This is a genomic window from Marinicellulosiphila megalodicopiae (assembly GCF_045862395.1).
Taxonomy (GTDB): domain Bacteria; phylum Pseudomonadota; class Gammaproteobacteria; order Pseudomonadales; family Natronospirillaceae; genus Marinicellulosiphila; species Marinicellulosiphila megalodicopiae.
This window is the reverse complement of the sequence record NZ_AP023087.1, coordinates 4,192,490-4,218,955: the sequence shown is the minus strand read 5'-3', so window position 1 is coordinate 4,218,955 and position 26,466 is coordinate 4,192,490. Positions and strand designations below refer to the sequence as shown.

At 35.5% G+C, this 26,466-nt stretch carries 20 protein-coding genes; 16 read left to right on the top strand and 4 right to left on the bottom strand.

The window, feature by feature from the left end:
* Window positions 1-116 precede the first annotated feature (116 nt).
* The 7 genes from TYM08_RS18125 to TYM08_RS18095 all read left to right on the top strand — a co-directional run bounded on the left by TYM08_RS18125 (window position 117) and on the right by TYM08_RS18095 (window position 9,291).
* Window positions 117-1,154 (top strand): rod shape-determining protein, encoded by a 1,038-nt coding sequence (locus TYM08_RS18125; RefSeq protein WP_422380559.1) that lies wholly within the window; start codon window positions 117-119, stop codon window positions 1,152-1,154.
* Between the two features lie 104 nt (window positions 1,155-1,258).
* Window positions 1,259-2,017, top strand: coding sequence for a rod shape-determining protein MreC (mreC, locus tag TYM08_RS18120; protein ID WP_422380558.1), 759 nt, complete (start codon window positions 1,259-1,261; stop codon window positions 2,015-2,017).
* Window positions 2,010-2,498 (top strand): rod shape-determining protein MreD, encoded by a 489-nt coding sequence (gene mreD / locus TYM08_RS18115; protein WP_422380557.1) that lies wholly within the window; start codon window positions 2,010-2,012, stop codon window positions 2,496-2,498. The genes mreC and mreD overlap by 8 nt, the downstream gene beginning before the upstream one ends.
* A complete protein-coding gene (locus TYM08_RS18110; RefSeq protein WP_422380556.1) occupies window positions 2,495-3,073 on the top strand; it encodes a Maf family protein in 579 nt (192 codons plus the stop codon). The genes mreD and TYM08_RS18110 overlap by 4 nt, the downstream gene beginning before the upstream one ends.
* 14 nt (window positions 3,074-3,087) lie before the next feature.
* Window positions 3,088-4,545, top strand: coding sequence for a ribonuclease G (gene rng / locus TYM08_RS18105; RefSeq protein WP_422380555.1), 1,458 nt, complete (start codon window positions 3,088-3,090; stop codon window positions 4,543-4,545).
* Window positions 4,546-4,552: 7 nt separating this feature from the next.
* A complete protein-coding gene (locus TYM08_RS18100) occupies window positions 4,553-8,488 on the top strand; it encodes a YhdP family protein (RefSeq protein WP_422380554.1) in 3,936 nt (1,311 codons plus the stop codon).
* On the top strand, window positions 8,485-9,291 hold the full coding sequence (locus tag TYM08_RS18095; protein ID WP_422380553.1) for a nitrilase-related carbon-nitrogen hydrolase: 807 nt from the start codon (window positions 8,485-8,487) through the stop codon (window positions 9,289-9,291). Before TYM08_RS18100 ends, TYM08_RS18095 begins: the two co-directional genes overlap by 4 nt.
* Before the next feature lie 34 nt (window positions 9,292-9,325).
* Here TYM08_RS18095 and TYM08_RS18090 read toward each other — a convergent pair whose 3' ends face one another.
* Genes TYM08_RS18090 through hisA form a run of 3 tightly spaced genes read right to left on the bottom strand, consistent with a single transcriptional unit; the run spans window position 9,326 to window position 12,220 of the window.
* Entirely contained in the window at window positions 9,326-10,423 is a 1,098-nt protein-coding gene (locus TYM08_RS18090; protein WP_422380552.1) for a 1-acyl-sn-glycerol-3-phosphate acyltransferase, read from the bottom strand.
* Window positions 10,424-10,474: 51 nt separating this feature from the next.
* Entirely contained in the window at window positions 10,475-11,443 is a 969-nt protein-coding gene (locus TYM08_RS18085) for a calcium/sodium antiporter (RefSeq protein ID WP_422380551.1), read from the bottom strand.
* Window positions 11,444-11,461: 18 nt separating this feature from the next.
* Window positions 11,462-12,220 carry a phosphoribosylformimino-5-aminoimidazole carboxamide ribotide isomerase gene (hisA, locus tag TYM08_RS18080; protein ID WP_422380550.1) on the bottom strand — a complete coding sequence of 253 codons (759 nt, stop codon included), beginning with the start codon at window positions 12,218-12,220 and terminating at the stop codon, window positions 11,462-11,464.
* A gap of 200 nt (window positions 12,221-12,420) precedes the next feature.
* On the opposite strand from hisA, the gene TYM08_RS18075 reads away from it, so the two are divergent.
* From TYM08_RS18075 to TYM08_RS18040, 8 genes are all read left to right on the top strand, one after another.
* Complete coding sequence (locus TYM08_RS18075; RefSeq protein WP_422380549.1) at window positions 12,421-14,073, top strand: S1 family peptidase; 1,653 nt, start codon at window positions 12,421-12,423, stop codon at window positions 14,071-14,073.
* A 160-nt stretch (window positions 14,074-14,233) separates the two neighbouring features.
* Entirely contained in the window at window positions 14,234-14,791 is a 558-nt protein-coding gene (gene grpE / locus TYM08_RS18070) for a nucleotide exchange factor GrpE (protein WP_422380548.1), read from the top strand.
* 87 nt (window positions 14,792-14,878) lie between these two features.
* Window positions 14,879-16,789, top strand: a complete 1,911-nt coding sequence (dnaK, locus tag TYM08_RS18065; RefSeq protein ID WP_422380547.1) for a molecular chaperone DnaK — start codon at window positions 14,879-14,881, stop codon at window positions 16,787-16,789.
* Between the two features lie 77 nt (window positions 16,790-16,866).
* Window positions 16,867-18,000: a molecular chaperone DnaJ gene (gene dnaJ / locus TYM08_RS18060; protein WP_422380546.1), complete on the top strand. Its 1,134-nt coding sequence runs from the start codon at window positions 16,867-16,869 to the stop codon at window positions 17,998-18,000.
* 630 nt (window positions 18,001-18,630) lie between these two features.
* Entirely contained in the window at window positions 18,631-19,275 is a 645-nt protein-coding gene (locus tag TYM08_RS18055) for a TnsA endonuclease N-terminal domain-containing protein (RefSeq protein WP_422380545.1), read from the top strand.
* On the top strand, window positions 19,262-21,157 hold the full coding sequence (locus TYM08_RS18050; RefSeq protein ID WP_422380544.1) for a DDE-type integrase/transposase/recombinase: 1,896 nt from the start codon (window positions 19,262-19,264) through the stop codon (window positions 21,155-21,157). The genes TYM08_RS18055 and TYM08_RS18050 overlap by 14 nt, the downstream gene beginning before the upstream one ends.
* The gene (locus TYM08_RS18045; protein WP_422380543.1) at window positions 21,150-22,118 is read left to right on the top strand and encodes a TniB family NTP-binding protein; all 969 of its coding nucleotides are present in this window, start codon (window positions 21,150-21,152) and stop codon (window positions 22,116-22,118) included. The genes TYM08_RS18050 and TYM08_RS18045 overlap by 8 nt, the downstream gene beginning before the upstream one ends.
* Window positions 22,111-23,058 carry a hypothetical protein gene (locus TYM08_RS18040; protein ID WP_422380542.1) on the top strand — a complete coding sequence of 316 codons (948 nt, stop codon included), beginning with the start codon at window positions 22,111-22,113 and terminating at the stop codon, window positions 23,056-23,058. The genes TYM08_RS18045 and TYM08_RS18040 overlap by 8 nt, the downstream gene beginning before the upstream one ends.
* Window positions 23,059-23,348: 290 nt before the next feature.
* On the opposite strand, the gene TYM08_RS18035 is transcribed toward TYM08_RS18040, so the two are convergent.
* On the bottom strand, window positions 23,349-24,632 hold the full coding sequence (locus tag TYM08_RS18035) for a TniQ family protein (RefSeq protein ID WP_422380541.1): 1,284 nt from the start codon (window positions 24,630-24,632) through the stop codon (window positions 23,349-23,351).
* 104 nt (window positions 24,633-24,736) lie between these two features.
* Here TYM08_RS18035 and TYM08_RS18030 point away from each other — a divergent pair, with 104 nt between their 5' ends.
* A complete protein-coding gene (locus tag TYM08_RS18030; RefSeq protein WP_422380540.1) occupies window positions 24,737-26,461 on the top strand; it encodes an ATP-dependent nuclease in 1,725 nt (574 codons plus the stop codon).
* The last annotated feature ends 5 nt before the right edge of the window (window positions 26,462-26,466 follow it).

The window sequence follows — 26,466 nt, the reverse complement described above, 5'->3', positions numbered from 1 at the left end:
GATGCTTGCTCAAAGAGTCCAGCATTGGTACATTCAGTGGAATTTTATATTATCTTTTGGCGTTAAGTTTTTAGTTTCATCTTGTATGGCCAGAAATAACATTTTAAGGGTTAAATATGTTTAAGAAAATTCGTGGAATGTTCTCAAATGATCTATCAATAGATTTAGGGACAGCTAATACTTTAATTTACGTTCGCGACCAAGATATCGTTTTGAATGAACCATCTGTAGTTGCGGTTCGAGATACGCCAAACGGAAAACAAGTTGCCGCTGTGGGAACCGATGCTAAGCGAATGCTTGGTCGTACTCCTGGGAGCATTAAAGCGATTCGACCATTAAAAGATGGTGTGATCGCCGACTTCTTAGTAACAGAAAAAATGCTTCAGCATTTTATTTATAAAGTGCATGAACATTCATGGTTTAAACCTAGCCCTCGAGTTTTAATTTGCGTACCTTGTAAATCGACCCAGGTTGAGCGTAAAGCCATCAAAGAATCTGCATTAAGTGCAGGTGCACGTGTTGTTCATTTAATTGAGGAGCCAATGGCTGCGGCAATTGGTGCGGGTATGCCAGTTGAAGAAGCGCGCGGTTCAATGGTAGTGGATATAGGTGGAGGTACTACCGAAATCGCGGTCATTTCCCTAAATGGTGTGGTGTATTCAGACTCCGTAAGAGTCGGTGGCGATCGTTTTGATGAAGCGATTGTAGCGTTTGTTCGTCGTAATTATGGCTCTGCTATTGGTGAGGCGACAGCTGAGCGCATTAAGCTTGAAATTGGTTGTGCGTATCCAGGAAAAGAATTATTAGAAATTGATGTTCGTGGCCGTAACGTTGCAGAAGGTATTCCGCGCAGCTTTACCTTAAATAGCAATGAGGTTTTAGAAGCGTTACAAGAAGCATTATCTCAAATCGTAACTGCGGTAAAATCCGCTTTAGAACAAACCCCGCCAGAATTATCAGCGGATATTGCAGAGTCAGGCATTGTCCTTACAGGTGGGGGTGCATTGCTTCGTGATATTGATGTATTGTTATCTGAAGAAACTGGTTTGCCTGTTTTGGTTGCAGATGATCCATTAACCTGTGTTGCTCGCGGTGGCGGAAAGGCACTAGAAATGATGGATGATCGTATTTTTGAATTTGCCCAAGACTATTAATTGATTCCTCAATAAACGCATAGAGGTGTCTCATTAAGTCCATATTTTTACAAGAACAAGGGCCGCACAGTCGATTTTTCCTCTCGGTGTTTGTTTGCTGTGCTTTGTTATGGGTAGAATTAAATAATCGAGAAACGTTAGACCCTGCTCATAAAGCGCTTTCACTGTTAACTGCACCTGTTCATCTTGTAGTAAGCGTGCCTCGTAAAATTTATTTATGGGGTACTCAGTCCTTTGAAGATCAAGAAACCTTAATCGCGCAAAATAAAGACCTTGAGAACGAAATCATCGTTTTGGAGCGTCAAGTTCAAACATTAGCTTTTCTAGAAGCTGAAAATGCTCGCCTCAGAACACTTTTAAATGCTGTTGAAGCAATTAAACATCCCGTAAAAACCGTCGAAATAATTTCCGAAGATAGCAACCCATTTAATCACCATGTGATGATTAATCGCGGCAGCGTGCATGGCGTGTATGTTGGGCAGGTTGTTTTGGATTCAAAAGGCGTATTTGGCATGGTTATTCAATTGGATTCATTATCAGCAAGAGTGATGTTGGTGGTCGATCAGCAATCCGCAGTGCCAGTAGAATTATTAAGAACCCATTATCGAACAGTCGCACAGGGTGTGGGTGATATTGAACAGATGGAATTAATGTATATTCCTAAAACTCAAGATGTACAAGTGGGAGACCTTATTGTGACCTCGGGCTTAGGAGGGCGCTATCCAAAAGGGTATCCTGTCGCAACGGTGACAGAAATCCAAAGCGATGATCAAAAATTCTTTCGAATTTTTATTCAGCCTATTGCCGAATTAGAAACAAGCCGCCATTTATTTTTAATTGAAGATGAGTTATCCAATGACTGATAAAGAACCGCAAAATCATTGGATCGTTTGGTTGACGTTTGTTATTGCTATTTTCCTAGATCAATTTCCACTACCTGATACATTAGCATTGGGGCGACCACAATTTGTGATGATTGTTCTAATTTATTGGGTGTTAGCTTTGCCTGAGCGGTTTTCATTTATTACTGCTTTTTTTATCGGTATTTTGATGGATGAAATGCGTGATAATGTATTTGGTGTGTACGCGCTTGGGCTAATTATTCAAGCTTACTTAGTGCTAATTGTGTATCAGCGATTAAGAATGTTCCCAGCTTTTCAGCAATCTATCATGGTTATGGGGATAATTTTTATCGGTATGTTTGTGACTGCGGTTATTAATATGTTGCTAGGCGATTTTATTTGGGATTGGCGCTTTTTCTATCCCTGTGTATTCAGCGCCCTTTTTTGGCCATGGTCTTATTTGTTGTTACGACATTTGCGTCAGAGCTTTAGAATCCAATGACACTTATTCTTGCTTCATCGTCACCTAGACGAAAACAAATGCTAACCCAGCTGGGTTACCAGTTTGAATGCTTATCACCATATGTGGACGAAAGTCGACTGGTAGGTGAAAATGCAATCAATTATGTTGAACGTATTGCCATTAAAAAAGGCGAGCATGTATTCAATCAAATTCAAAATTCAACGGCTGCAGTGATTTTAGCTAGCGATACAATTGTGTGTTTTGAAAATGAAATTTTATTAAAACCTGAAAATTACGATGTGTTCAGAGTAAACATGCAAAAATTAAGTGATAATTGGCACCAGGTGATCACTTCGGTATACGTAAAAAGTCCTAGGCAAACAAAGCTAGTGACCGTGACCACAAATGTAAAATTTAGAAACATAACTGTTCAAGAGATACAAAATTATTGGCATACAGGTGAGCCACTTGATAAAGCAGGAGGCTACGCCATTCAAGGTATAGGTGCGGGTTTTGTTGAATCAATTGAAGGCAGTTATAGTAGCGTTGTTGGTTTACCGCTTACTCAAACCATTGCTTTATTAAGGCAATTTGATATTGACTATTTAAGTTAAACTTTAGGTTAACTATGAATTCTGAAATTTTAATCAACGTGACTCCAATGGAAACACGTGTTGGCATCGTCGAGAATGGTGCGACCCAAGAGCTGTATATCGAGCGTTCACAAAGTATTGGTATTGTAGGAAATATCTACCAAGGCAAAGTCATTCGTGTGCTCCCGGGTATGCAAGCAGCATTTGTGGATATTGGATTGGATAAAGCGGCATTTATCCATGTAGCAGACATCATCGATAATGAAGCCAATGGGGACGAAAACAGACCTATTGGTTTCTTAATTCGTGAAGGTCAAATCATTGTTGTACAAGTAACTAAAGATCCACTTGGCACAAAAGGAGCGAGATTGACTATGCATTTATCCATAGCGTCTCGTTTTTTGGTTTTTTTACCGTATTCAAAACATATTGGGGTTTCGCAGCGAATTGAAACTGACGAGGAGCGTGAACGATTAAAGCAAATTGTTCAAACAAGTCGTGAGTTAGAAGAAGTTGAATTTGGTTATATTCTGCGCACTGCAGCTGAAGGCATTACTGAAGAAGAAGCCATCAATGACATTCAATATTCCAAACGTTTGTGGAGAGTATTGCAAGAGCGTATGGCGCAACCCACACCGGCTACATTAATCTACGAAGATTTACCATTAAGCCTGCGTGTGTGTCGCGATATGGTTCGTCCAGAGGTGGATAAAATACGCATTGATTCAAAAGAAACCTTTCAAAAAGTAAAACAATTTGTTGAAAAATACACACCAAATGTATTGTCCAAACTAGAATACTATCCAGGTGAGCGACCAATTTTTGATCTTTACAGTGTCGAAGAAGAAATTCAAAAAGCCCTAGCAAGAAAGGTGGATTTAAAATCAGGTGGGTATTTAATCATCGATCAAACAGAAGCGATGACCACCATTGATGTGAATACTGGTGGATTTGTTGGGCATCGAAATTTAGAAGAGACCATTTTTAAAACTAACTTAGAGGCGGCGACGACATTAGTTAGGCAGCTACGTTTACGAAATTTAGGTGGCATCATTATTATTGATTTTATCGATATGTTAGATGAAGAGCACCAGCGTCAAGTGATTCGAGTACTAGAAAAAAACCTAGAAAAAGATCACGCTAAATCAAAATTAACCGAAGTGTCTCAGCTTGGCTTAGTTGAAATGACTCGTAAGCGCACAAGAGAATCGTTAGAGCATATTTTAACGGATGTGTGTGGTACCTGTGATGGTCGCGGACGAATTAAAACAGCGCAAACGATCTGTTATGAGGTATTTCGTGAAATATTACGAGAAGAGCGAGCCTATGAAAGTAGCAGTTATCGAGTATTAGCGTCTCAATCAGTTGTGGATCGATTGTTAGATGAGGAGTCAGCAAATGTCGCTGATTTAGAAGAATTTATTAAAAAGCCCATTACTTTTCAAGTAGAAACATTGTACAGCCAAGAGCAGTTCGATGTGGTGATGTTATAAAAACATTATGATTAAACTTTTATCAAAGCTTTTACATTGGTGTGTGTCTTTAGTCTGGACATTTGTGGTTGTCACTGTATTAGTGCTTGCCGTGTTGATTGCGTTAGGCAAACAATTTACGCCGAATATAAGTAACTACAAATCTCATATCGAAGCTTTAATTTCAAAATCAACGCAACAAGATGTAGTCATTGGTAATATTAGTGCCACTTGGGTTCGGTTAGCGCCAGAAATTACATTTGAAAATATTCAAATTGGTTCAGATTTTTCGGTGGAAAAACTAAAAATTGAACCATCTGTTATTGATTCCATTTGGCAACAAAAATGGATTATGGAGCAACTTTCCATAAGTGGACTTGCATTAACGGTTAACCAAAACGAGGAAGGATTTGTCGTTTCAGGTTATAAAATCAAAGAGAGCAAGCAAAAACGTGAACCGGTTACCCTCAAAAAAATCGATCAATTTCTAAAACAACAGCATCGCGTACAAATTAACGATTTACGATTAGGTATTACCTTAAAAGACTCTCCGCCTCTTGATATATTTGTTGATCAAGCAGATTTATCGACGCTAAAGAAAAAATCATGGCTAATAGCAAAAGCTCAAGTGAACGCAAAAGACCAGCAAACTCAACTTGAATTGCAATTAGACAGTAACGGGCAAGGTTTTTTTGATGCGTATATTAAACATGATAAATGGGATTGGACGCCTTGGTTAACTTCGGTATTTCCTGATTCATTAGCTTTGCAAAGTATGCAAGTAAGTGGTGAGCATTGGTTAAGATTGTATGGCGAAACATTGCAATCTTCTACAAGTTTGATTCAAATTCAAGATATTGCATTAAAGTACACTCAAACTAATAAAGTGGCAAAATTACAAAATTTTTCAACACAATTTAATTTAAATAAAATGGGTGTTGGGCAATCAAATTATCAAGGCACATTAAAAGATTTAACATTTTCACAAAACAAAGAAATTTGGCAACCAAGCCTGCATGAATTTTCATTAATAGATAATGTGTTTGAAATCAGTAGTGATATTGTAGATATAGATCGATTAGCGGAATTAATTTCGCCTTTTGACGATACTCAAACCATTGCTAAAATGAATCCAAAAGGAAAGCTTTTAAATAGTACGATTCAATTTTCAAAGTTTGATAATAAACTCAGTTATGAATTATTTTCTGAAGTTACCAACTTGTATACCCGACCTGCAAATGGATCACCAGGGGTTGAAAACTTCGCCGGATATATAAAAATGAATGAATTTAAAGGTCATTTTTCAATTGAAAATCAACATGTAAAAATTTGGGATGCTGGAAATTTTGAAGAGCCTTTAGCGGTTGAGAATTTTAAAGCGGATTTGTATTGGCAGACTGATGAGCAAAAAAACGTAGCTTACTTATACAGTCCAAATTTACATATCGAAGATCAGCATTATGGAAAGGGTGATGGGCAAATATTTGTAACGTTGTATTCTGAAGAAATGCTATTAAAAGGGTATGAATCCACATTGGCATTAACAAGTGGGCTGTCGTCATCTAAAAAATACGCATTGCCAGAGTTGTATCCTACCAAAGATCAAGATATTGAAATTAGAAGTTGGATTTTACAAAATATATTCGAAGCAAATATTGAGCGAACCTCATTTATTTTTAATGGCCCAATCATTAGCAAAAATAAATCCGCAAAAAGCAATGCGAGCTTTTTATTAAGTACCGATTTAAATAACGTGTCTATAAATTTTGATCCAACATGGCAGTCAGTTTACGATTTAGCAGGAAGAGTCACATTAGAAAATAAATTAGTGTATGCCAATATTACAAAGGGTGAATATTATAAAAGTGAAGTATTTAATGCAAAGGCAGAGATTTCTGGTGATGCGAGTAGCTTGTTATATTTAACTGGTTTGGGAAAAACCACTGCGCAACATGCGAAAACATTTTTAACTACTTCTCCAATTCGATACGAAGCGGATATTGGTAATACAGCCGATTTATGGGAAATGAAAGGCGATATCGATTTAGATTTACAATTACGCATTCCATTTTCAGCTGACCCTGTACAAGCTTGGGTGAAAAGTGATCTGAAAAATGTCACGGTGATTATGCCAGAAGAAGAGTTAGGATTTGAGCAAATAAATGGCCAAATTATTTACGACGATGTGTTAGGCGTTTCTGGAAAAATAGATTCTGTATTTTTTGGCGAACAAATACAGTCTGTTGTGAGTACTCAAATTCTAAAATACGCGAGTAAAACTGAACCTTCTATTTGGGATTATCATGTTAATTCAAAAGGGTTTATTGATATTCAAGATGTAGCCAGATGGTTTGGTGAGCCTGTAATGTCTAAGTTTAATGGGCGTATTGAATACGACGCTTTATTTTCTATTCTACAAGATCGATTAGCTTTGCATTTAGAAACGGATTTAGTTGGTGCTGATTTTGATGAATTGCCAGAGCCAATTGGCAAGCCCATTAATGAAGCAAGGCCAACAATTGTGGATGTCTCAATTTTTGATGATGTTGATGATTTGGAGGTCGTGTTTAATTACGATGGTTGGCTAGATGGTAAATTATTGATGGAAGGTGATTACTTAACGCAAGGGGTTATCACAAATACTGGACCATTAGATTATCGAAGTGACATCGGCATATATGTAGATGTCGATTTGGATTACATCGATATTGATTATTGGATTCCATACATTATGGATGCTCAAGAATTAAATGAAACAAATCCATATAATGTTGTGTGGCCTGAATTACCAGAAGGTACGCCAACGGTTGATGAGCGGATTAAATCCATAGTATTAAAAAGTAAAACTGCCCTTGCTGGTGATACTTTATTTCATGAAATGTACGCCACAATGGTTCAAAATGAAATTGGCTGGGTAGTGGATTATAAAAATATCGAATCAAAAGGGCAGATTGGTATTCCGTTCTCTGATTTTGAACCCGTGATTATTGCTGTTGATTACTTAGCATTAACTGAGAAAAATTTTCCTGAGTCAGCTGAGGAAGAAATCATTGACCCTAATGCGCCTGAAATTGATTTGTTAGCTCAAAGCATGAGCCCTAAAGATTTGCCAATTACAGCAATTGATATTCGACAAATATCCTATGAAGGCATTAATTATGGTTCGTGGCAATTGCAAATTGAGCCCCATGAAAAAGGGCTTAATATAAAAGATGTGCGTGGCGTCATTAATGGTGTAGAAGCAAACGGAAATTTAAATTGGTTTGTGGATAAAAATAATAATCATGTTTCGTCTATGCAGATGAAATTAATGACACCTAATACCACTCAAACTTTAAAAGCATTTAAAGCCCCCCCTGCTATTAAAGCTGCCAAAACTGAAATTGAATTGGCATTAAATTGGAAAGGCTCGCCCTATTTATTTAAAGGTTCCACTGCAAATGGAACGTTTAAAATTGCAATTGATAATGGCGTGATTACTCAATTACCAGATGATGTTGGCCCTGCCGTCGGGTTATTTAAATTTATCGGATTATTGAACGCATCTAAAATTTTCAGCCGTATTGCGTTAGACTTTACTGATATTATGAAATCAGGACAGTCATTTGATTCGATACGGGCAGAAGTTGTATTAAGTGAAGGGGTTGCTACGATATCATCGGATCGCAAATTCAGCCTTGATAGTAGTTCGCTTAAATTCTCAGGGTTTGGTAACTACAATATGTTAAATGATAATGTTGAAATCAGTGGGCAAATTATTGTGCCGTTTTCATCAACTATTGCAACGGTAGGGTTACTTTCAGGAATTGCTGCACCACCTGCAGCCGCCATTATATTTTTCAGCGAAAAAATATTTAACAAAGGTCTAGAAAAATTAACTACCTGGCATTTTAATATTGTGGGCAATATTAATAATTTAGACAGTTTATATCCTGAAGTGAAACATGGAGGATTAAAAGAATGATACGTTTTAGTGTTGTGCAAATGACATCCACAAATGATGTGAGTGAAAATTTTAACATCATCAAAACGCTGTTAACAAATCAGAAAATGGATGTCTTGGTATTGCCTGAAATGTGCTTATCAATCGGGGCTAAATATAAAAGCCCCGTTCAAATGGAGTTTGATCAAGTATTGATTGAACTTAGCCAGTTAGCCATTGAAAATAATGCCTTATTAATTGCAGGTACTGTTAAACAGCCGCAAACAAATAGTGATAAAGGACAGCCAAATTGTTATGTGTTTGATCAATTAGGCCAAATTGTCACCTGTTATCAAAAAATTCATTTATTTGATGCAGTTGTAAATGACACTCAAGGTGCTTATCGAGAATCTGACCAATACGATCCAGGCTCTTTACCCTGTGTGTTTGATTTTATGTTTAATAATAAAGTAATCAAAATGGGGTTGGCGGTTTGTTATGATTTACGATTTAGTTTGTTGTTTCATGAATTAAAAAAACAAGGCGCGCAATTGATTGTAGTGCCTGCTGCGTTTGTTTATAAAACCGGCGATGCTCATTGGGAAGTATTATTAAGAGCAAGAGCCATTGAGTTTGGAGTGTACATTTTAGCTTGTAATCAAACCGGCTGGCATGATGAAACACGACACACATTTGGTCATTCTATGTTGATTAATCCTTGGGGTGAAGTTGTGAATACTCTGGGCGAAGAGGTCGGATTGTTAAATTGCGATATCGAGGAAAACGACATAATTCATTCGAAAGAATTATTGCCAAGCTTTAATCATGTTGTGAAGTTTGATTAAACCCCATTTCAAAATTGAAATGAGGTTTTAAACATTATTTAGTTTGTTTTGAAAAAACAGGGTTGGCGTAAGTTTGAATGAAAATCGCCTTTTGAGATTCAGTTAACCCTTGCGTTCGCGCATCCAACTCTGGGTGTTGTAACGATTCACTTTTTTCTATGGCTTCAGCAGATTTTAAATTGGTATCAAATAAATGATACAAACGGATAATCTGTTCGTCTATTTCATTTGCCACTTCAATGTTATCTGTAAACTCACCATTTAATGGTGTACCAAATGCAACATGCACGTTGCCTTTTTGCCCAACAATTCCTTTGGTTATGCTTTGAATGTCTTCTTGTTCCCCTTTTTTGTAACTGCCATGCTGGGCTATTGCATCTAATTCGGTGGCTTTGCTTACATCGCAGGGATCAAACTGGTAAGAAATGGAGACAGGCACAATATTGTATGCGTTGATGTATTCACTTATATCACCGCCTTTTTCTTTGTTTAATAACAGCATTGAAATAATCGCAGGATTGGTTTTGTCTAATCCGTCTTTTGCTCGACCTTCACGTTGTGCAATCCAAACATGATTTTTTTCAGTGTGCACACACAGATCCATATAAGCAGACAGCTGTTTAGAATTATTAAAGCGTTCGCGTTTGGATTCGCCACTGCGTTTAACAATAAAGCTTTTATTTAAACGCATTAAATCAGACACCCAAGGTTTGGTGAATAAATTATCACCTGTCGCAATGGTTAATGTGTCAGAGCCTGCTCGGTGTAATGCTAAATTTACCAGTGCTGGATCAAGCACAATGTCTCGGTGATTAGAAATAAATAATGCAGGTTTCGTTAGATCCAGTTGATCTAAACCTGAAGAAGTAAAACCGGTTGTTGTGGTTTCAATCATGCGATCCATATAACCTTCAATCATCATTTGAAGATCTTTTACGCAGTTAAATTGTTTGGTTTTACTTTTTAAATAGGTGCCAATGATCCATTTCGCTAGAGCGGGCATCATTGTATGCAGTTTTGGGAATTTGAATTTTGCGACAGCGTTTTGCATTTCGCTGTCGTGTACTAGTTTTGATAAAACCTCACGTACTTCTTGATCGTTGTAAGGGCGTATATCATCAAATTGATTCATAGTTTTGAACTATCCAGCATGCAAAAAAGAGGCAGGATTATACCCACTGACTTATACACTAACAAATAGAAATACTTGATATGCGATGAAACCAGCAAATAAAAGACCACCTTCAATACGGCTAATGGATCTAGTTTTCCCGATTCCTGCTAATACCCATAATAATAAAGTGGCAGCAATCATGACCAATGTGTCTCTATTTGCATCAATAACACCGGGGGCCAAAATGCCTGGAAGGGACATAACTGCAAAAATATTAAAAATATTAGAGCCAATAATATTGCCAATTGCTAAATCGTTCTCACCTTTTAATACACCTGCAACACTTGCTGCTAACTCTGGCAAGCTGGTGCCGATCGCAACAATAGTCAAACCAATTACCAGCTGCGAAACACCAAAATGAATTGCTACTTCTTTTGCAGAATTCACTAAATAATCAGCAGATACAATCAAAAGTACAATTCCAACTGTTAGCCATATTAAAGCTAAATACAAAGGCATTTTATCAGGAACTTCACTTTCGATGTCTTTAAGCATATCCGGATCATCGCCTAATCTTTGATGGCGAAGTGCGTTAAACGTTAAAAACGATATGGTCGCAAAAAAAGCAAATAATAAAATGTAACCTTCAATCTTAGTGATTTCACCATTAAACAAGAAGTACGCGCCAATGATTGATGCAATCAACACCATTGGAATTTCTTGTTTCATAGTGGAAGAACCCACCAGCATCGGTTTAATTAATGCGGTGATGCCAAGCACCATCAAAATATTTGTAATGTTTGATCCAATCGCATTACCTACACCTAAATCAGGCGTACCATCATTAAGTGAAGCTTGTGCCGCTGCCATCATTTCTGGTGCAGATGAGCCCATCGCAACAATGGTTAAGCCAATAATCAGTGGGCTAATACCTAAGTTTCTAGCAAGGCCTGATGCGCCAAATACAAAACGATCTGCGCTCCAAACGAGTACGGCTAAACTGGCGATGATAATGCCAAAGTGCATATAAATGCTCATAAAATACCTATTAATTAATTACTTGGATTGATTCCACTGTAGACATTGATCAAACGTTATTCCGCTTCCGCCAAAAATATCCAGGGCACTACCAATAGTGAGGTCAACATTGCCATTTGATAGTGTGTTCACTAACTCTAAATCTTCAATGGATCTTGCACCACCGGCATAGGTCACAGGAATGGCTGTAAATTGAGCAAGCAACATCACCAATTGCTCATCTATACCCTGTTGCAAACCTTCTACATCGGCGGCATGAATTAAAAATTCAGCGCAATGTTTTGAAAGCTCGTTCAAGGTTGTTAGATTAACTTCTAGGTCTGTAACAGTTTGCCATCTGTCTGTTGCAATAAACCAGCTGTTACCCACTTTTCGACAACTTAAATCAAGAACAAGTCTATCTTTACCCACAATGCTTTTGATGCGTTCAAGCTTCTCAAAAGAAAATTGTTTATTTTCAAAAAGATACGACGTCACAATAATATGCGATGCACCATATTCTAAATAACGAGCCGCATTAGTGTCATTTACGCCGCCACCAAACTGCAATTGATTTGGATAAGTCTCAAGGGCAAGTTTAACTTGTGCTTCATTATTAGGACCCAATGCAATCACATGCCCGCCAGTTAACGCATGTTGTTGATAAAGCTTTGCGTAATAAGCCGCGTCATACTCGCTTATAAAATTGGTTTTAGCGCCGCTATCATTTAAACTGCCACCAATAATTTGTTTGACGCAGCCTTGATGTAAATCAATACAAGGTCGGAATTTAGTCATGTGGGTCATGTAAGCCATTTTTGAAAAAATCGCGATTATACCTATGACGTGCACCAAGAGGTAGTCAAACTGAGTTTAGTTTTAAATTTAACAAATGGATTTTTAGATTGTTAAATTTTAGGTATGGGTATTCAGGCATGGAATTGAATCGTGCAATACACTATGGTTAATGCAGTTAATATTGTTTATTGGGAATAAAAATGAGTAATTGTCGGTATCTTTTCGCTTTAATTTTGCTAATCCAAAGCTTGGTTTTATCTGCAGCTCAAACCGAGCAACTGCAAATACAACCTAAAATTATTGGTGGGCAACCGGTATTCTCAAATGGAAGCCCCTATGGTTTTTTTGCGCGCTTAAATGTGGGCTGTGGCGGAGCGCACATTGGTAATGGTGTTGTTTTGACCGCAGCGCATTGTGTGGAATATTTACATGAAAAGTTAACCATAGACTTCCCCCATGACCCTCAGTTTCAATCAGAAACCTTTGAAATTCGCTATATTAAAATGCACCCTGAATACATATCTGTTGAGATGGGGTTTGATTTAGCATTGATAAAAATCGATGCGATAAATGGCCAATATCCGGAATCGGTAGATCTGTTAACTGCACAACAATTTGCTTCTTTTACAGCTACACAGTCTTTAGAAGTAATTGGCTATGGGGTCACTGAAACCCAAAGTGAAGGCTCAACTCACATGCAGCGTGTAGATATATTTAAAGTGAGCAATGCGCAATGTAAAGCCAATTATAAAAACATTGGCGTTGATTTTATTGAAGAGCTAATGATGTGTGCCTCGGATATAGGTAAAGATAGTTGCCAAGGCGACAGCGGAGGACCATTGTTGTATTCGGATGGGCAGGCGTTTTACCATACAGGGATTGTAAGTTTTGGTAATGGTTGTGCAGAGGCTAGTTATCCAGGCATATATACTCGAACCGATGTATTTTATGATTGGATTTTAGAGTTTAAAAATACAATTGTTGTTTTAGATGTTTTAGATACCAATTATTTATTGCACCCAGGAAATAATGCGAATAATCAGGTTGATTTTGAGTTTATTAATATTGATGTTAATCCGATTACGTTGAGTGAATTTTCGATTGATTCAGACCTTGATATTGAAGGGTGTGGCCAATTAAATAATCAAGAAGTGAAATCAAATGACAGCGTCACCTGTTCATTAACTATTAATGGATTAAACAGTCTTGAGGAATATGATTTAGAGGTTGAATTTAGTTTTTTAAGCGAGAATCAAATCATCAATCAAAATGAAACGGTGAATTTGGATGTGCTAAAAGATACGACAATTAATGATCCTAAATCCTTTTTGTCGGATTTTTCTTTTTATTCTTGGGCGCAAACTCCTTCTGATAATTGGGTATTTGATACATTTAACGGCGAATTTAAATCGAGTGCCAATAATGGATATGAGACTTCCGTTGTTTCAGTATCAGGCTATTTTGACTATGGTATTAATTTCGATTTAACTATGGAGTCGGAATTTGTTTATGATTTATTTTATGTCACTGTGGACGGGCAAATTCAATTTCATACAATATCCAGCGGTGTTTGTGCAAAACAATCTGTTTCAGTAGGTATGACTCCAGGCAATCATCGTGTGGCATTTATTTATTCAAAAGATGAAAATACGAATTTTGGATTAGACCAAGTTAAGCTCAGCAATATTCAAACATTAAAACAAAGTTACAATTTAGATGAATACACAAGCTGTTTCGAAGGCGAAGAAGCTCCACAAAGAGCGCGGATCGGTAATGTAAACATTTCATTTTTAGTACTTATGAGTTTGAGCCTTTTATTAATACGCCGCAAATTTCATTTACTTTCTCATTGATACCCTCCCTTAATTGATCATTTTGCACTTATTATTTAAATAGGTGCAAAAAAACAATATTTTATTCAAAAATCCTCTTGAAACCTTTCGTCTTGTCCTCATATAGCAGCAACTAAAAAGCATATTGTTTTAAAACTTTGAAGAAATACTGGAGTGAGTGATGTCTGTTGACGAAAAACCATCGCATGACGAATTAGAAGAAGTCTCAATTGATGAGATTGAGCAAGAAGAACAGGCCCAAGAAGGGGAAGTGTTAGAAGCTGATAATGAAGTCGAATTATTAAAAGCTGAAGCAGAAAAATGGAAAGAAGCGGCTTTACGCAGTGAAGCGGATTCGCAAAATACTCGTCGCCGAGCTGAAATTGATGTGCAAAATGCACATAAATTTGGCGTTGAAAAACTCATTAAAGAATTGCTTCCTGTTATCGATAATTTAGACCGCGCATTAGAAAGTGCCGATACTGAAAACGAAAGCTTAAAACCAATGACAGAGGGTGTGGAATTAACTCTTAAATCATTTGTTTCAGCATTAGAAAAATTTGAAGTGGTTGCGATTGACCCTGTAGGCGAACCGTTTGATCCAAAATTGCACCAAGCAATGACAATGATTGAGCAGCCAGATGCAGAACCTAATTCAGTGATCGCTGTGATGCAAAAAGGTTATGAAATGCATGGTCGTTTAATACGCCCTGCAATGGTGGTTGTGAATAAAGGTTAAAAAATAACCGTCCAAGCGCTTGAAAAAAAATTCGATTCACCCCATATAGTGAATCATGCAAACATTAAGATTCGAGGTAATATAAAAATGTCAAAAGTAATAGGTATTGATTTAGGAACAACTAACTCATGTGTCGCAATTTTAGAAGGCGGCAAAGCTAAAGTAATCGAAAACGCTGAAGGCGATCGTACGACTCCTTCGATCATCGGTTACGCTGAAGATGGCGAAATTTTGGTTGGTCAATCAGCTAAGCGTCAAGCGGTAACTAACCCAGAAAGCACTTTGTATGCAATCAAGCGTTTGATTGGTCGTCGTTTTAAAGATGACGTAGTACAAAAAGACATCACAATGGTTCCGTACAAAATCGTAGAAGCAGACAATGGTGATGCTTGGGTTGAAGTACGTGGCGATCGTAAAGCGCCACCACAAATCTCTGCTGAAGTTTTGAAAAAAATGAAAAAAACAGCCGAAGATTTCTTAGGCGAAAAAGTAACCGAAGCGGTTGTAACGGTTCCTGCATACTTTAACGATGCTCAGCGTCAAGCAACTAAAGATGCAGGTAAAATTGCGGGCTTAGATGTAAAACGTATCATCAACGAGCCAACAGCAGCTGCATTAGCATACGGCATGGACAAAAACCGTGGCGATAAAACAATCGCAGTTTACGATTTAGGTGGTGGTACATTTGATATCTCTATCATCGAAATTGCAGAAGTAGACGGCGAGCACCAATTTGAAGTGTTATCAACAAACGGTGATACATTCTTAGGTGGTGAAGATTTCGATATGCGCATGATCGAATTCTTAGCAGAGTCTTTCAAAAAAGACACAGGCATTGATCTAAAAGGTGATGCGTTAGCGATGCAACGTTTAAAAGAAGCAGGCGAAAAAGCAAAAGTTGAATTGTCATCTTCTACACAAACCGATGTTAACTTACCTTACATCACAGCGGATGCAACGGGTCCTAAGCATTTAAATGTAAAAGTAACGCGTTCTAAATTAGAATCATTAGTTGAAGATTTAGTTAAGCGTTCTTTAGAGCCGTTAAAAATGGCGCTTAAAGATGCAGACTTAGAAATTTCTGAAATCGATGACGTTATTTTGGTGGGTGGTCAAACACGTATGCCAATGGTTCAAGAAGCCGTTAAAAACTTCTTCGGTAAAGAGCCACGTAAAGATGTGAACCCAGATGAAGCAGTAGCAATGGGTGCTGCGATTCAAGGTGCGGTTTTATCTGGCGAAGTGAAAGACGTATTGTTATTAGACGTTACGCCTTTAACATTAGGTATCGAAACAATGGGCGGTGTAATGACGGCGCTTATTGAGAAAAACACAACGATCCCTACTAAGAAAACACAAACGTTCTCTACTGCTGATGACAACCAAAGCGCAGTAACGATCCACGTGATTCAAGGTGAGCGTAAGCAAGCAACTCAAAACAAATCATTAGGTCGTTTTGATTTAGCGGACATTCCACCAGCACAACGTGGTGTACCACAAATTGAAGTAGCCTTCGATTTAGATGCCAACGGTATCTTAAACGTATCTGCTAAAGATAAAGGTACAGGTAAAGAGCAATCTATCATCATTAAAGCGTCTTCTGGTTTAAGTGATGAAGAGATCGAACAAATGGTTCGTGATGCTGAAGCGAACGCTGAAGAAGATAAAAAATTCGAAGAAATGGTTCAAGTTCGCAACACTGCTGATGGCTTAGTACACGCAACTAAGAAAACATTAGAAGACGCTGCTGACAAAATCGAAGCTGACGAAAAAGCAAAAATTGAAGCAGCCATTGCAGATTTAGAAGAAGCGTTAAAAGGTGATAGCAAAGATGATATCGAAGCGAAAACCAAAGCATTAACAGAAGCTTCACAGTCTATGGCTGAAAAGTTATACGCTGAGCAAGCAGCTGAAGGCGGCGCGCAACCTGAAGAAGCAACAGCCGGTCCTGACGATGCAGTAGATGCTGAATTCGAAGAAGTAAAAGAAGATAAATAAATCCTCTTTGTAGACCAAACTAGGCCAAGATTTCTTGGCCTTTTTTTTCATTTAATAAAAGTTAAGAAGAAATCGACATGTCCAAACGTGATTATTACGAAGTATTAGGTGTCGCCAAAGGCGCTGATGCAAAAGAAATCAAGAAAGCCTATCGTAAAATGGCGATGAAATATCATCCAGATCGTAACCCAGATGACAAAGCTTCTGAAGAATCATTCAAAGAAGTGAACGAAGCTTACGAAATTTTATCCGATGATCAAAAACGCGGCGCCTATGATCAGTATGGTCATGCTGGTGTTGAACAAGGTGGATTTGGTGGTGGCGGCCAAGGCGGCGGTGGGTTTAGTGATATTTTTGGTGATGTGTTCGGTGACATCTTTGGTGGCGGAGGCGGTGGACGCAGAAGTTCAGTGCAGCGCGGATCAGACTTACGTTACAGCATGCAAATGAGTCTTGAAGAAGCAGTTAATGGCGTAGAGCGAAAAATCAAAGTTCCTACCTTAGTTGGTTGTGAGCCATGTGATGGCAGTGGCGCTAAAACAGGCACCAGCTCAAAAACCTGTCAAACCTGTGGTGGCCAAGGTCAAGTGCGTATGCAGCAAGGTTTCTTCGCGGTTCAACAAGCCTGTCCAACCTGTAGCGGTAAAGGCAAAGTGATTGAATCACCCTGTCCTAAATGTCGTGGTCGCGGTGTAAACGAAGAAACCAAAACCTTAAATGTAAAAATTCCAGCAGGCGTTGATACAGGTGATCGCATACGCTTAACTGGAGAGGGCGAAGCCGGACCAAATGGCGGACCTTCCGGTGATTTATACGTAGAAGTATCAGTTAAACGCCACTCAATCTTTGAGCGCGACGGATCAGACTTACATTGTGAAATGCCAATCAGCTTCACACAAGCAACATTAGGTGGCGAGATTGAAGTGCCAACCTTAGAAGGCCGAGTAAAATTAAAAGTGCCAGCAGAGTGTCAAAGTGGAAAAGTATTCAGATTGCGTGGCAAAGGCGTTAAGTCAGTACGTGGTGGAGCAGTCGGAGATTTGATGGTTCGATTAAACATCGAAACCCCAGTGAATCTAACATCAAAACAAAAAGACTTATTAAAAGAATTCCAAGCATCGCTAGATGGCAAAAAACACTCGCCAAAAGCAACAAGCTGGCTCGATGGTGTTAAGAAATTTTTTGATGATGTTAAATATAAAGGTGAATAAGGTTTGCAACTTTGTGAATGGTTTGCAACTTATGACGCTTGGTTTGAAACAAATTTCAATAATGTTTGAAACTTAATTTTGTAATTGATTGTACAAATTTGATGTAGTTATCTATTGTTTAAATAATATACAAATTAATTGTGATCTGTAGTAAAAAAGTCTATATCGGAAACGGTATTAGCTAAACGAAGTCTAGTTACTTTGTTTAAAGAGCCGAATTGGCAAAATTATTAGAGTGTGAGAAAAGACAATTAAGTAAAGTTAAGTGGTATTTAATACCGCTTAGTTTTGCGATATCTGTAGATATTGTTGTTTTTTGAATGCTTTAATGATTTTGCCTTTTTTTTTGCCTAAAGAAAAAGGGTTGCTAGATATTTTGAATAAAAATAGGAGGGTGTTGTGAGAATAATATAATTTTGAAGAAAAACTACTGTGAACAGCCCTTGCAGGGGCTATTCACAGTCATAAGAGTCCAAAAAATGAACAGCTATCGCTTAAAATTTTGGGCTCTAATTTACTCTATGTCAATAAAAAAGTTCGATTTGTTCGGCAATAGGCACCCTATTGCCTAAAAAAAGTATAAATCATCTTAATTAGATATAAGAAAAACTATAAATTAGAGAGGTTAAAATGCCTGAATTTGCTAAGAAGTCGTTTAAAGTGTCTGCGGTGAAAAACAGAGGAATGTTCCCTTCACACAAGTCTACACACGGAATGGCGTATGTGGACTCAATTCTGGAAGTAAAATATTGTCATTTATTAGAGCGTGATGACTGTATTGTTGATTTTATAGCTCAACCATTTAAATTTAGGTGGGAAGACCAGGGTGTGAAATTTATTTACACACCTGACTTTTATGTTTTGTATGAGAATGGATCATCAGAATATGTCGAAGTAAAGCTAAATAAGTCAAAAGTATCGCAGGATTTAAATACCAAATTGAAATCTTTTTCTGAAGTATATTTACCGGAAAATGAAGGGGCGGTTGGTTTTACAATTGTCTATGAAAATGAAATTAAAAAAGGGAATCTAATTAAAAATATATCATTTCTATTTAGGTTTATTAGAGCACCGGTACTGAGTGTGGTTGAAATTAATAAAATAGTGAATGTGTATGGAAATAGATTTACTGTCACAAATGCAGTTAGGGTAATAGGAGATGAATATTTGGATTCTATATATTCATCAGTTTATTTTAATGTTTTGTGTTTTGATATGATTAATGACTTATTTACTTCATCTTCTGTAGTTGAGGTGGCTCATGAACAAGCTTGAAATAGGTCAAATATTTAGCTTTAGAAAAAAATTAAGCGTAGATCATATTATTATTCAAATTAATGAAAATGAAGTTCTTGTTAGAAACTTAGAACAAGGGACAGCTAAAAAATATTCAATTAAGGAAATTATTAAATCTATAAATAAAGGAAAAATTATTTTCTCTAATGAAAATAAAATTCCGCATTCTATAGATCAATTGGGTAAAGAGCAGATTGAAATTTTAGAATACAGGTATAAATTTGTTAGAGCGGCTCTAAATGAAGGTGTTTCGAAATCAAAGCCTAAATTGGAAGAATTATCAAGAAAAGTTTCAAAAAATATAATGGAATTATCACCTCCGAGCTATTCTACTTTAATTCGATGGATTGACTCTTATATTGAATTTGGGTACCTAGGTTTAATTAATAAATCCAAATTAAAAAGAAAGTATACTTCTCGATTAAATCCAAAAATTATGGCGATAATAAAAAAAGTAACTGATAAGTATGTTGATGAATATAATCGACCAATTTCGGTTATATATAAGAAAATCGAATGTTCTGTATTGGAGTTAGCAAGGGAGGAAAAATTAAATTATCAAATTCCATCCTATAATACTATTAAAAATTATATTGATAGGCTCCCTTATTATGAAAAAGTTGTTCGTACGAAAGGCAAGGCATATGCACGGAATCATATAACTAATACAGAAACTACTCCTCCAAAAGTAACTAGAATTTTGGAAAAAATTGAAATTGATCATACACAGTTGGATATGGATATTTATGATGAAGTTGGAATAGTTAAGCTTGGTCGCCCTTATCTTACAACAATAATAGATTGTTATTCTTCAATGATATTAGGGTATACAATTTCTTATGAGCAAAATTCAGTTCTTAAAGTGTTCCTTACATTGAGGATGGCATTCTTAAAAAAGGAGGACCCATATCAATGGCCTTGCCATGGTATACCAGAATCAATAGTAATTGATAATGGAAAAGAATTTATTGGAAATGCATTGCAATCTGTATCAAATGATTTGGGGTTTGTTGTTCAGGTTTCTCCAGTTAAAGCACCTAAATATAAGCCAAAAGTTGAGAGGACTTATGGAACCATTAATACTGAGTTTTTATATCACTTTGATAATATATCTACTCCTGGTACTAAAGAAAACTCTTTCAAAGGCCATAATAATATAAAAAGCAGTGAATACGGCTTAAGCCTTAATAAATTAATTGAGATTTTTGAATTTTGGTTGCTTAATATTTATCACAAAACACCAAGAGCTAATAATATTGAGTCACCGTTAGAGTTGTGGGAGGAAAGTGAAAAAGAAAATTTAATACCTGTTGTTGATAGTAAAAAACTTTCAATAGTATTGCTTCCCTCTTCAGAACGTGTGCTTAGTAAAATGGGAATTAGATTCGAACATTTAAATTATTCAAATATATATTTGAAGGAATTATTTAAGATAAAAGGAAAAATTAATTTAACATTTAAATATAATCCGCTTAACTTGTTATTTATTTTGGTGTTTGATGAAGAAAATAACTGTTATATGCAAGTGAATTGTGTCGAGTATGAATACTCTAATGGAATATCTATGTTTGAGCATAGATCAATTCTTAAAGAAAGGAGGTCTATAGTTAAAGAAAAGTTAAATGATAAAGAAATGATTGAATCTAAAATTAAATTTAATAAAAAAGTTGAAGAAAGTGTTGATTTTACTCGTCAAAGAAAAACTCAGAAAACAAAACTTAAATCCGCTAGGGCTATGAAGGAAGGGTTCGATGTTGATATTCTTAAAGATATTGGTGATGTCGCAAATGTACAAAAAGAAGTGGTTCAAAATAAATACTTCGATGACGATTTAAATATGGAGGGTTGGGGTGATGAATAATAAATTTATTTTAACTCCTGGCGTATCCAGGGTTATTAAATCACTTGAATATTTAAAAGATTCTGATTATATCGAATCGGGTGACTGTAATATGGTTCTGACTGGAGAAACTGGTTCGGGTAAATCTGCATTAATTACGTATTTCAAAAATAAATACCCACCAATTATTCATCAAGAATTTACAGAAATTCCAGTTGTATATGTGCTATTGCAAAGTGTAAAAGGAGTGAAGGAATTTTCTATTGAAACGTTAAAGGCAATTCAAGATCCTCAGCAAGGTAGAAAAATTAGAAATATTCATGAATTAAGGGAGCGTCTAAAAACTCTTGTTAAAACTTGTAAAACAAAAATTATTGTTTTTGATGAGGTTCAGGTCACTGTTCAAAATAATCGAGTTGATCGATTGCCAACTATAGCTGATTGGTTTAAAGATTTAATGAATGATCTTAAAATACCAATTGTATTGGTTGGTATGCCTTGGACCATTGATTTTGTTGAATCTAACAGCCAATTATCAAGTAGGATATCATTTCGTTTTAATTTATCAGGCTATAATGTGTCGGAAAACTTTACTGATTTCAGGAAACTACTAAGACAATTTTCAATAGATTACTGTCTATTTCCAGAAGTTGATCTATCTGATAAAGATCTGTCATTAAGGCTATATAGTTACACTAAAGGGTCGATGAGATCTTTAAGTAGTTTGATTGCTATTTGTGTAAGTAAGTTATCTGATAAAAATAAAAATAAATTGATGAAATTGTTTGCATTGGAATTAAGGGTGAAAGGTGTTTCTGATGAGAAAAATAATTTTTTAGTAGGTATCAAAGAATTAGAATTTTTTGAAATTAAACAAACTACAAGTTGGAAGTTTGAGGAAAAGCCATATAAAGTTAAAATGGTACCTCCCTTGTATAAGAAGTATAAATATATTGACGGAGAATTTATTTCTTATGATTAAATTACCTTATTTTTCATCTATTAAAAAAGATGAAATGCTGAGTGATTATCTGTGGAGGCTTTCTGAAAGGAATGGTTTTAAGAATGTAGATGATCTATTAGAAATACTTGATTTAAAAAGTGAAAGCTTTAATAGAAAATTTTGTTGGTATGAATCAATTGTTTTTGGGTTGAAAGAAAATGCTGGTATTGTTGTAAAAATAAAATGTTTCGATATTAGTAATATGTTATTTAGAGATTTGTCTAATAACTTTATGGTTTGTAAATCATGTTATAAAAACGATCCTTACATAAGATATTTCTGGAGGAATAAATCATATTATAAATGCCATTTTCATGATGAAGAAATGGATGATTTATTTAGTGGTCGAGAAATTATTAGATTTACTAATAATAAAATTTGGTTATTTCCAGATGTTAATTTGAAGTATGAGGAGTTGTGTAAGGTTCTGATAGCTTTTCCGGAAATTGAGGATAGCTACTATAAAATAATTGAATATCGTGTGTATAAATGTAATTTGATTACATTCTATTTTTTTAATCTTAATAAAAATGGTATTCTAGAGGGTGTAGGTGATTTCGATGTTGTAGAGAAATTTGTTGATGATAACGATTTTGAAAAATTCAGTTTGTTATCTCTGGAAAAATTGTTTTTTGATAGGATGAAACTTGATTTTGATATTAGATATGAGTGCTATCGGAAAAAAATTATTTTTAGGTTTCGTAATATGATGGTCTATTTTTATGAGATGTTAAGGGAGTTCACTAAATTTAATGGGGATGAGCGCCTTTTTTTAAATGAGTGGGGAGATGGTGTCTCAAATAAAGAAGAGGATATATATGAATCTATATCAAAAATTCCTGATATGGAACTTGATTTATACGAAAAAGATACTATTAAAGTTCAATTTAAATCGGGTAGAGAAAAATTGAATAATTGATTTTTTTATAGTTAATTGGAGTGTTGATTATTTGGCGATACTCCATTCTTCATTTTCTACGTAAGATATCATGTTTACTTTTAATAATCGCTCTATAATAAGTTTCTTTAACTTCCTTTCTGAAATACATAATAGTTCTCTAGATTGTTAAAATTTTAGATTGTCATTGTTGATATTGACGTAAGTATGTGTTTTGTTTTTTTATAATTTTAACTAACCACTTGCTAATATTATTTTAAGTGAGACTTTTTTAATAAACTTATTGTATCTGTAAATGAATTAGTTACAATTTAATTACTTTGAGAGAATTGGAGTATTGACTCTTTGTTGATACTCCATTCTTTGTTTGATTTGTCAGGATAGGAAGTAATGATCAATAATTTATTTTTAATTATTTTGTGTAGTTTTTTCTCAGGAATATTTAGTAACTTCATTGTTTGACTAAAATTTAAATTTTCTGATTTTTTTCTAGCGTGTTCGTCTATATCATCCTTTGAAAATTTCAATTCGCCGTTTACTAAAATAGTATTTAGTGTTTTCTTTTCTATTAACTTATTGATAGTTCTACTAGTTGTATGTAATAGCTTAATTACATCCTTACGATTGTAATATCGTAGATTTTGTGGCTTTAACGAAAAATGAGTAATTCTATTAAGATCTGAGCTTCTCATGTATTCCTGTTTTGTGTTTATGAATTTTTCATATTCTTTGAATATCAATTTGTAGCCTTCAATCTCACGGCATTTATAAATAAACTTATAAATATGTTTAAATGACTTTTGAATAGAGAATGATTTACATTGGTTGAATTTTAAATGATGCTTTTCCAGTAGATCATGGAAGGAATTAGGCCAATTCTTTATTATAAAAGAAGCTTCATTAAATAATTTAAATTGATCATTTATTTTTAGGTTTCTCAATAATCCTGATTCACTGTGTTCTAATTTATAAATAATAAAGGCAATATGATTTATGATGCTGATAGTTTCTGTCGTATTTGTATGTCTGAATAATTCATGTAATTGTGAATCTTGATTGATGTTATTTAATTTGTTGTTAATTAAATCGTGTAGATAAATTAAACCATTAAATTTTTTAGCGTTAATTCCTTTAAATCCATTATTTGAAATTAATTGTCTTTCATGCCAAGTTATTTTTCTACCATTACGAGTCTCATTGCTGAGTAGTAAGTTATGTTCGGGACAAATTAATATTGGTAATATATTCCATATATTTTTAGCATAACCATACTTTTCTATACATTTAACACAGAACTTGGGTGTAGTGATCAGTATTGCGGGATGGTGGATGTTCGGCTGGTAATCATTAATTATTTTTTTTAATGGATTTTTTTTAACTGGAACTGGAAGTGAAAGTTTTTCCATATATTGATGTATATCAAACCTACCTTCTAGTAATTGCTTAATTGGTGGGCTACTGTTTCTTTGAGAAAGTTCTGCATGTTGAAGTAGGTAGCCAAAATGTAAAAATCCATTAGCCTCACTAACTCGGGTTAAATAGCGAATCGGACATTCATCAGGTTTTATTGGTGGTTTGCTAAGTAGTGGTTGCATAAAATCAATATGAGTTAAATTTAAAGCTTAGTTAAATAATGCTATAAATGTGAGAATGAATTAATATATTTATCAATTGATAATCACACCAAAGGGAGCTTGTTTTGGCTGAAATTAGACATATTCATATAAAAAATTTTAGAGTTATTAAAGAGTTAGTATGGCTCCCTAATCCAGGGCTTAATTGCCTTATTGGGCCTGGTGATTCTGGTAAATCAACTGTGTTAGAAGCGATCGATTTGGCATTAGGAGCTAGACGTTCATTTCCTTTTAGTGACGCAGATTTTCATGAGTTAAATGTAAAACAACCAATTGAAATATGGGTCACTTTAGGTGCCCTTAATGATGAACTTAAAAATTTAGATTCATACGGAATGTTTTTGAGAAGCTTTGATCCAGTTTCTGGAAATATCACTGACGAACCTCAAGTCAATGAAGAAACTGTCTTAACTATGAAGCTATCTGTTGGAGCCGATTTAGACCCAGATTGGCATTTGTACTCAGAAAGAGCGAACGAAAACGGTTTCGAAAAAAGACTAGTTTGGAAGCATAGAGAGCTAATAACACCTATTAGGCTTGGCTCCACATCTAATCAGCATCTAGCTTGGGGAAGTCATTCAGTTTTAAATAAACTAACTGAGGGTGATTTTGACACTAAATCAATGTTAGCAGAGCTTGGTAGAGGTGCTCGTGAAAGTTTCTCAGGACAAAAAATTGAAAATATTGATTCAGTTCTTACACAAGTGAAAACCGTGGCGAATAATTTAGGTGTACCTGTCGGTGATTTAAAAGCCTTGCTAGATGTTAAAAGTGTCTCTTTTTCAAATGGTGCGATAAGCCTCCATGATGATAATACCCCTTTAAGGCAGTTAGGTACTGGATCATCACGCTTATTAATTAGTGGCCTTCAAAAAGCTGCCAATAATTCTAATTTATTGATTATTGATGAGGCGGAATATGGTTTAGAGCCATTTAGGATATCCAGGCTATTGAATGAACTTGGTTCTAAATCTCAACAGCCAGAACAGCAAGTATTCATTACTACCCACTCCCCCTATGTATTAAGGGAGCTCCAAGCCAATCAACTCCATGTAATACGAAAAACTAAAGTTGCACCATTCCCACCACCCAATAGCCATCTATCTCATATGGTTTATTCATTAGAGGGTACTGATGATCAACAAAGTACATTAAGAGTTTGTGCTGAGGCTTTTTTTAGTAAATCAGTAATTGTTTGTGAGGGTAAGACGGAAATTGGCTTAATTAGAGGTATTGATCTATATTGCCAAGAACAAAATAATATGAGCATTCAAGCTTATGGAACTTACTGTGCTGACGGTGGCGGTGATGACATGTTTAAGCGAGCGCATGTATTTAAGCAATTGGGGTATAGAACTTCTATTTTCAAGGATTCAGATAAAGCGGCAGACCATATTAAACCGACAGCGGAAGCTCAAAAGAATGGGATTACTATTTTTGAATGGGGTAATAATTGTGCAACAGAAGACGTATTGTTTGCATCTTCTCCTAAGCAAGTTATTCCAGAGTTAATTGATTTAGCAATTAAAAGAAAAGGTCGAGAATCAATTGATTCAAATATTCAAAATTTTTCGAATAATAAATTAAGTTTAGATAGTGTGTTGACTAATTTTGACGACACAATGAGGCCAGCTTTATCAAAAGTATCTAATAAAAAATCTTGGTTTAAAGATATTGAACCAGCTGAGCAGATTGGCAAATTAATTGTAATGCCTTTTTATAAAGACTTTTCAGTTCAATTGACTGACCCTATTAATAATCTATTTAAATGGGCTAGACATGAAGGGTGATAGAA

Bases quoted from the DNA above. Each gene is read 5' to 3' on its own strand.
- TYM08_RS18035 (WP_422380541.1), bottom strand. From the start codon at position 24,632: ATGCAACCACTACTTAGCAAACCACCAATAAAACCTGATGAATGTCCG.
- TYM08_RS18040 (WP_422380542.1), top strand. From the start codon at position 22,111: ATGATTAAATTACCTTATTTTTCATCTATTAAAAAAGATGAAATGCTG.
- grpE (WP_422380548.1), top strand. From the start codon at position 14,234: ATGTCTGTTGACGAAAAACCATCGCATGACGAATTAGAAGAAGTCTCA.
- TYM08_RS18055 (WP_422380545.1), top strand. From the start codon at position 18,631: ATGCCTGAATTTGCTAAGAAGTCGTTTAAAGTGTCTGCGGTGAAAAAC.
- TYM08_RS18090 (WP_422380552.1), bottom strand. From the start codon at position 10,423: ATGAATCAATTTGATGATATACGCCCTTACAACGATCAAGAAGTACGT.
- TYM08_RS18045 (WP_422380543.1), top strand. From the start codon at position 21,150: ATGAATAATAAATTTATTTTAACTCCTGGCGTATCCAGGGTTATTAAA.
- rng (WP_422380555.1), top strand. From the start codon at position 3,088: ATGAATTCTGAAATTTTAATCAACGTGACTCCAATGGAAACACGTGTT.
- TYM08_RS18050 (WP_422380544.1), top strand. From the start codon at position 19,262: ATGAACAAGCTTGAAATAGGTCAAATATTTAGCTTTAGAAAAAAATTA.
- TYM08_RS18075 (WP_422380549.1), top strand. From the start codon at position 12,421: ATGAGTAATTGTCGGTATCTTTTCGCTTTAATTTTGCTAATCCAAAGC.
- TYM08_RS18110 (WP_422380556.1), top strand. From the start codon at position 2,495: ATGACACTTATTCTTGCTTCATCGTCACCTAGACGAAAACAAATGCTA.
- TYM08_RS18085 (WP_422380551.1), bottom strand. From the start codon at position 11,443: ATGAGCATTTATATGCACTTTGGCATTATCATCGCCAGTTTAGCCGTA.
- dnaJ (WP_422380546.1), top strand. From the start codon at position 16,867: ATGTCCAAACGTGATTATTACGAAGTATTAGGTGTCGCCAAAGGCGCT.
- TYM08_RS18125 (WP_422380559.1), top strand. From the start codon at position 117: ATGTTTAAGAAAATTCGTGGAATGTTCTCAAATGATCTATCAATAGAT.
- hisA (WP_422380550.1), bottom strand. From the start codon at position 12,220: ATGACTAAATTCCGACCTTGTATTGATTTACATCAAGGCTGCGTCAAA.
- mreD (WP_422380557.1), top strand. From the start codon at position 2,010: ATGACTGATAAAGAACCGCAAAATCATTGGATCGTTTGGTTGACGTTT.
- dnaK (WP_422380547.1), top strand. From the start codon at position 14,879: ATGTCAAAAGTAATAGGTATTGATTTAGGAACAACTAACTCATGTGTC.
- TYM08_RS18095 (WP_422380553.1), top strand. From the start codon at position 8,485: ATGATACGTTTTAGTGTTGTGCAAATGACATCCACAAATGATGTGAGT.
- TYM08_RS18100 (WP_422380554.1), top strand. From the start codon at position 4,553: ATGATTAAACTTTTATCAAAGCTTTTACATTGGTGTGTGTCTTTAGTC.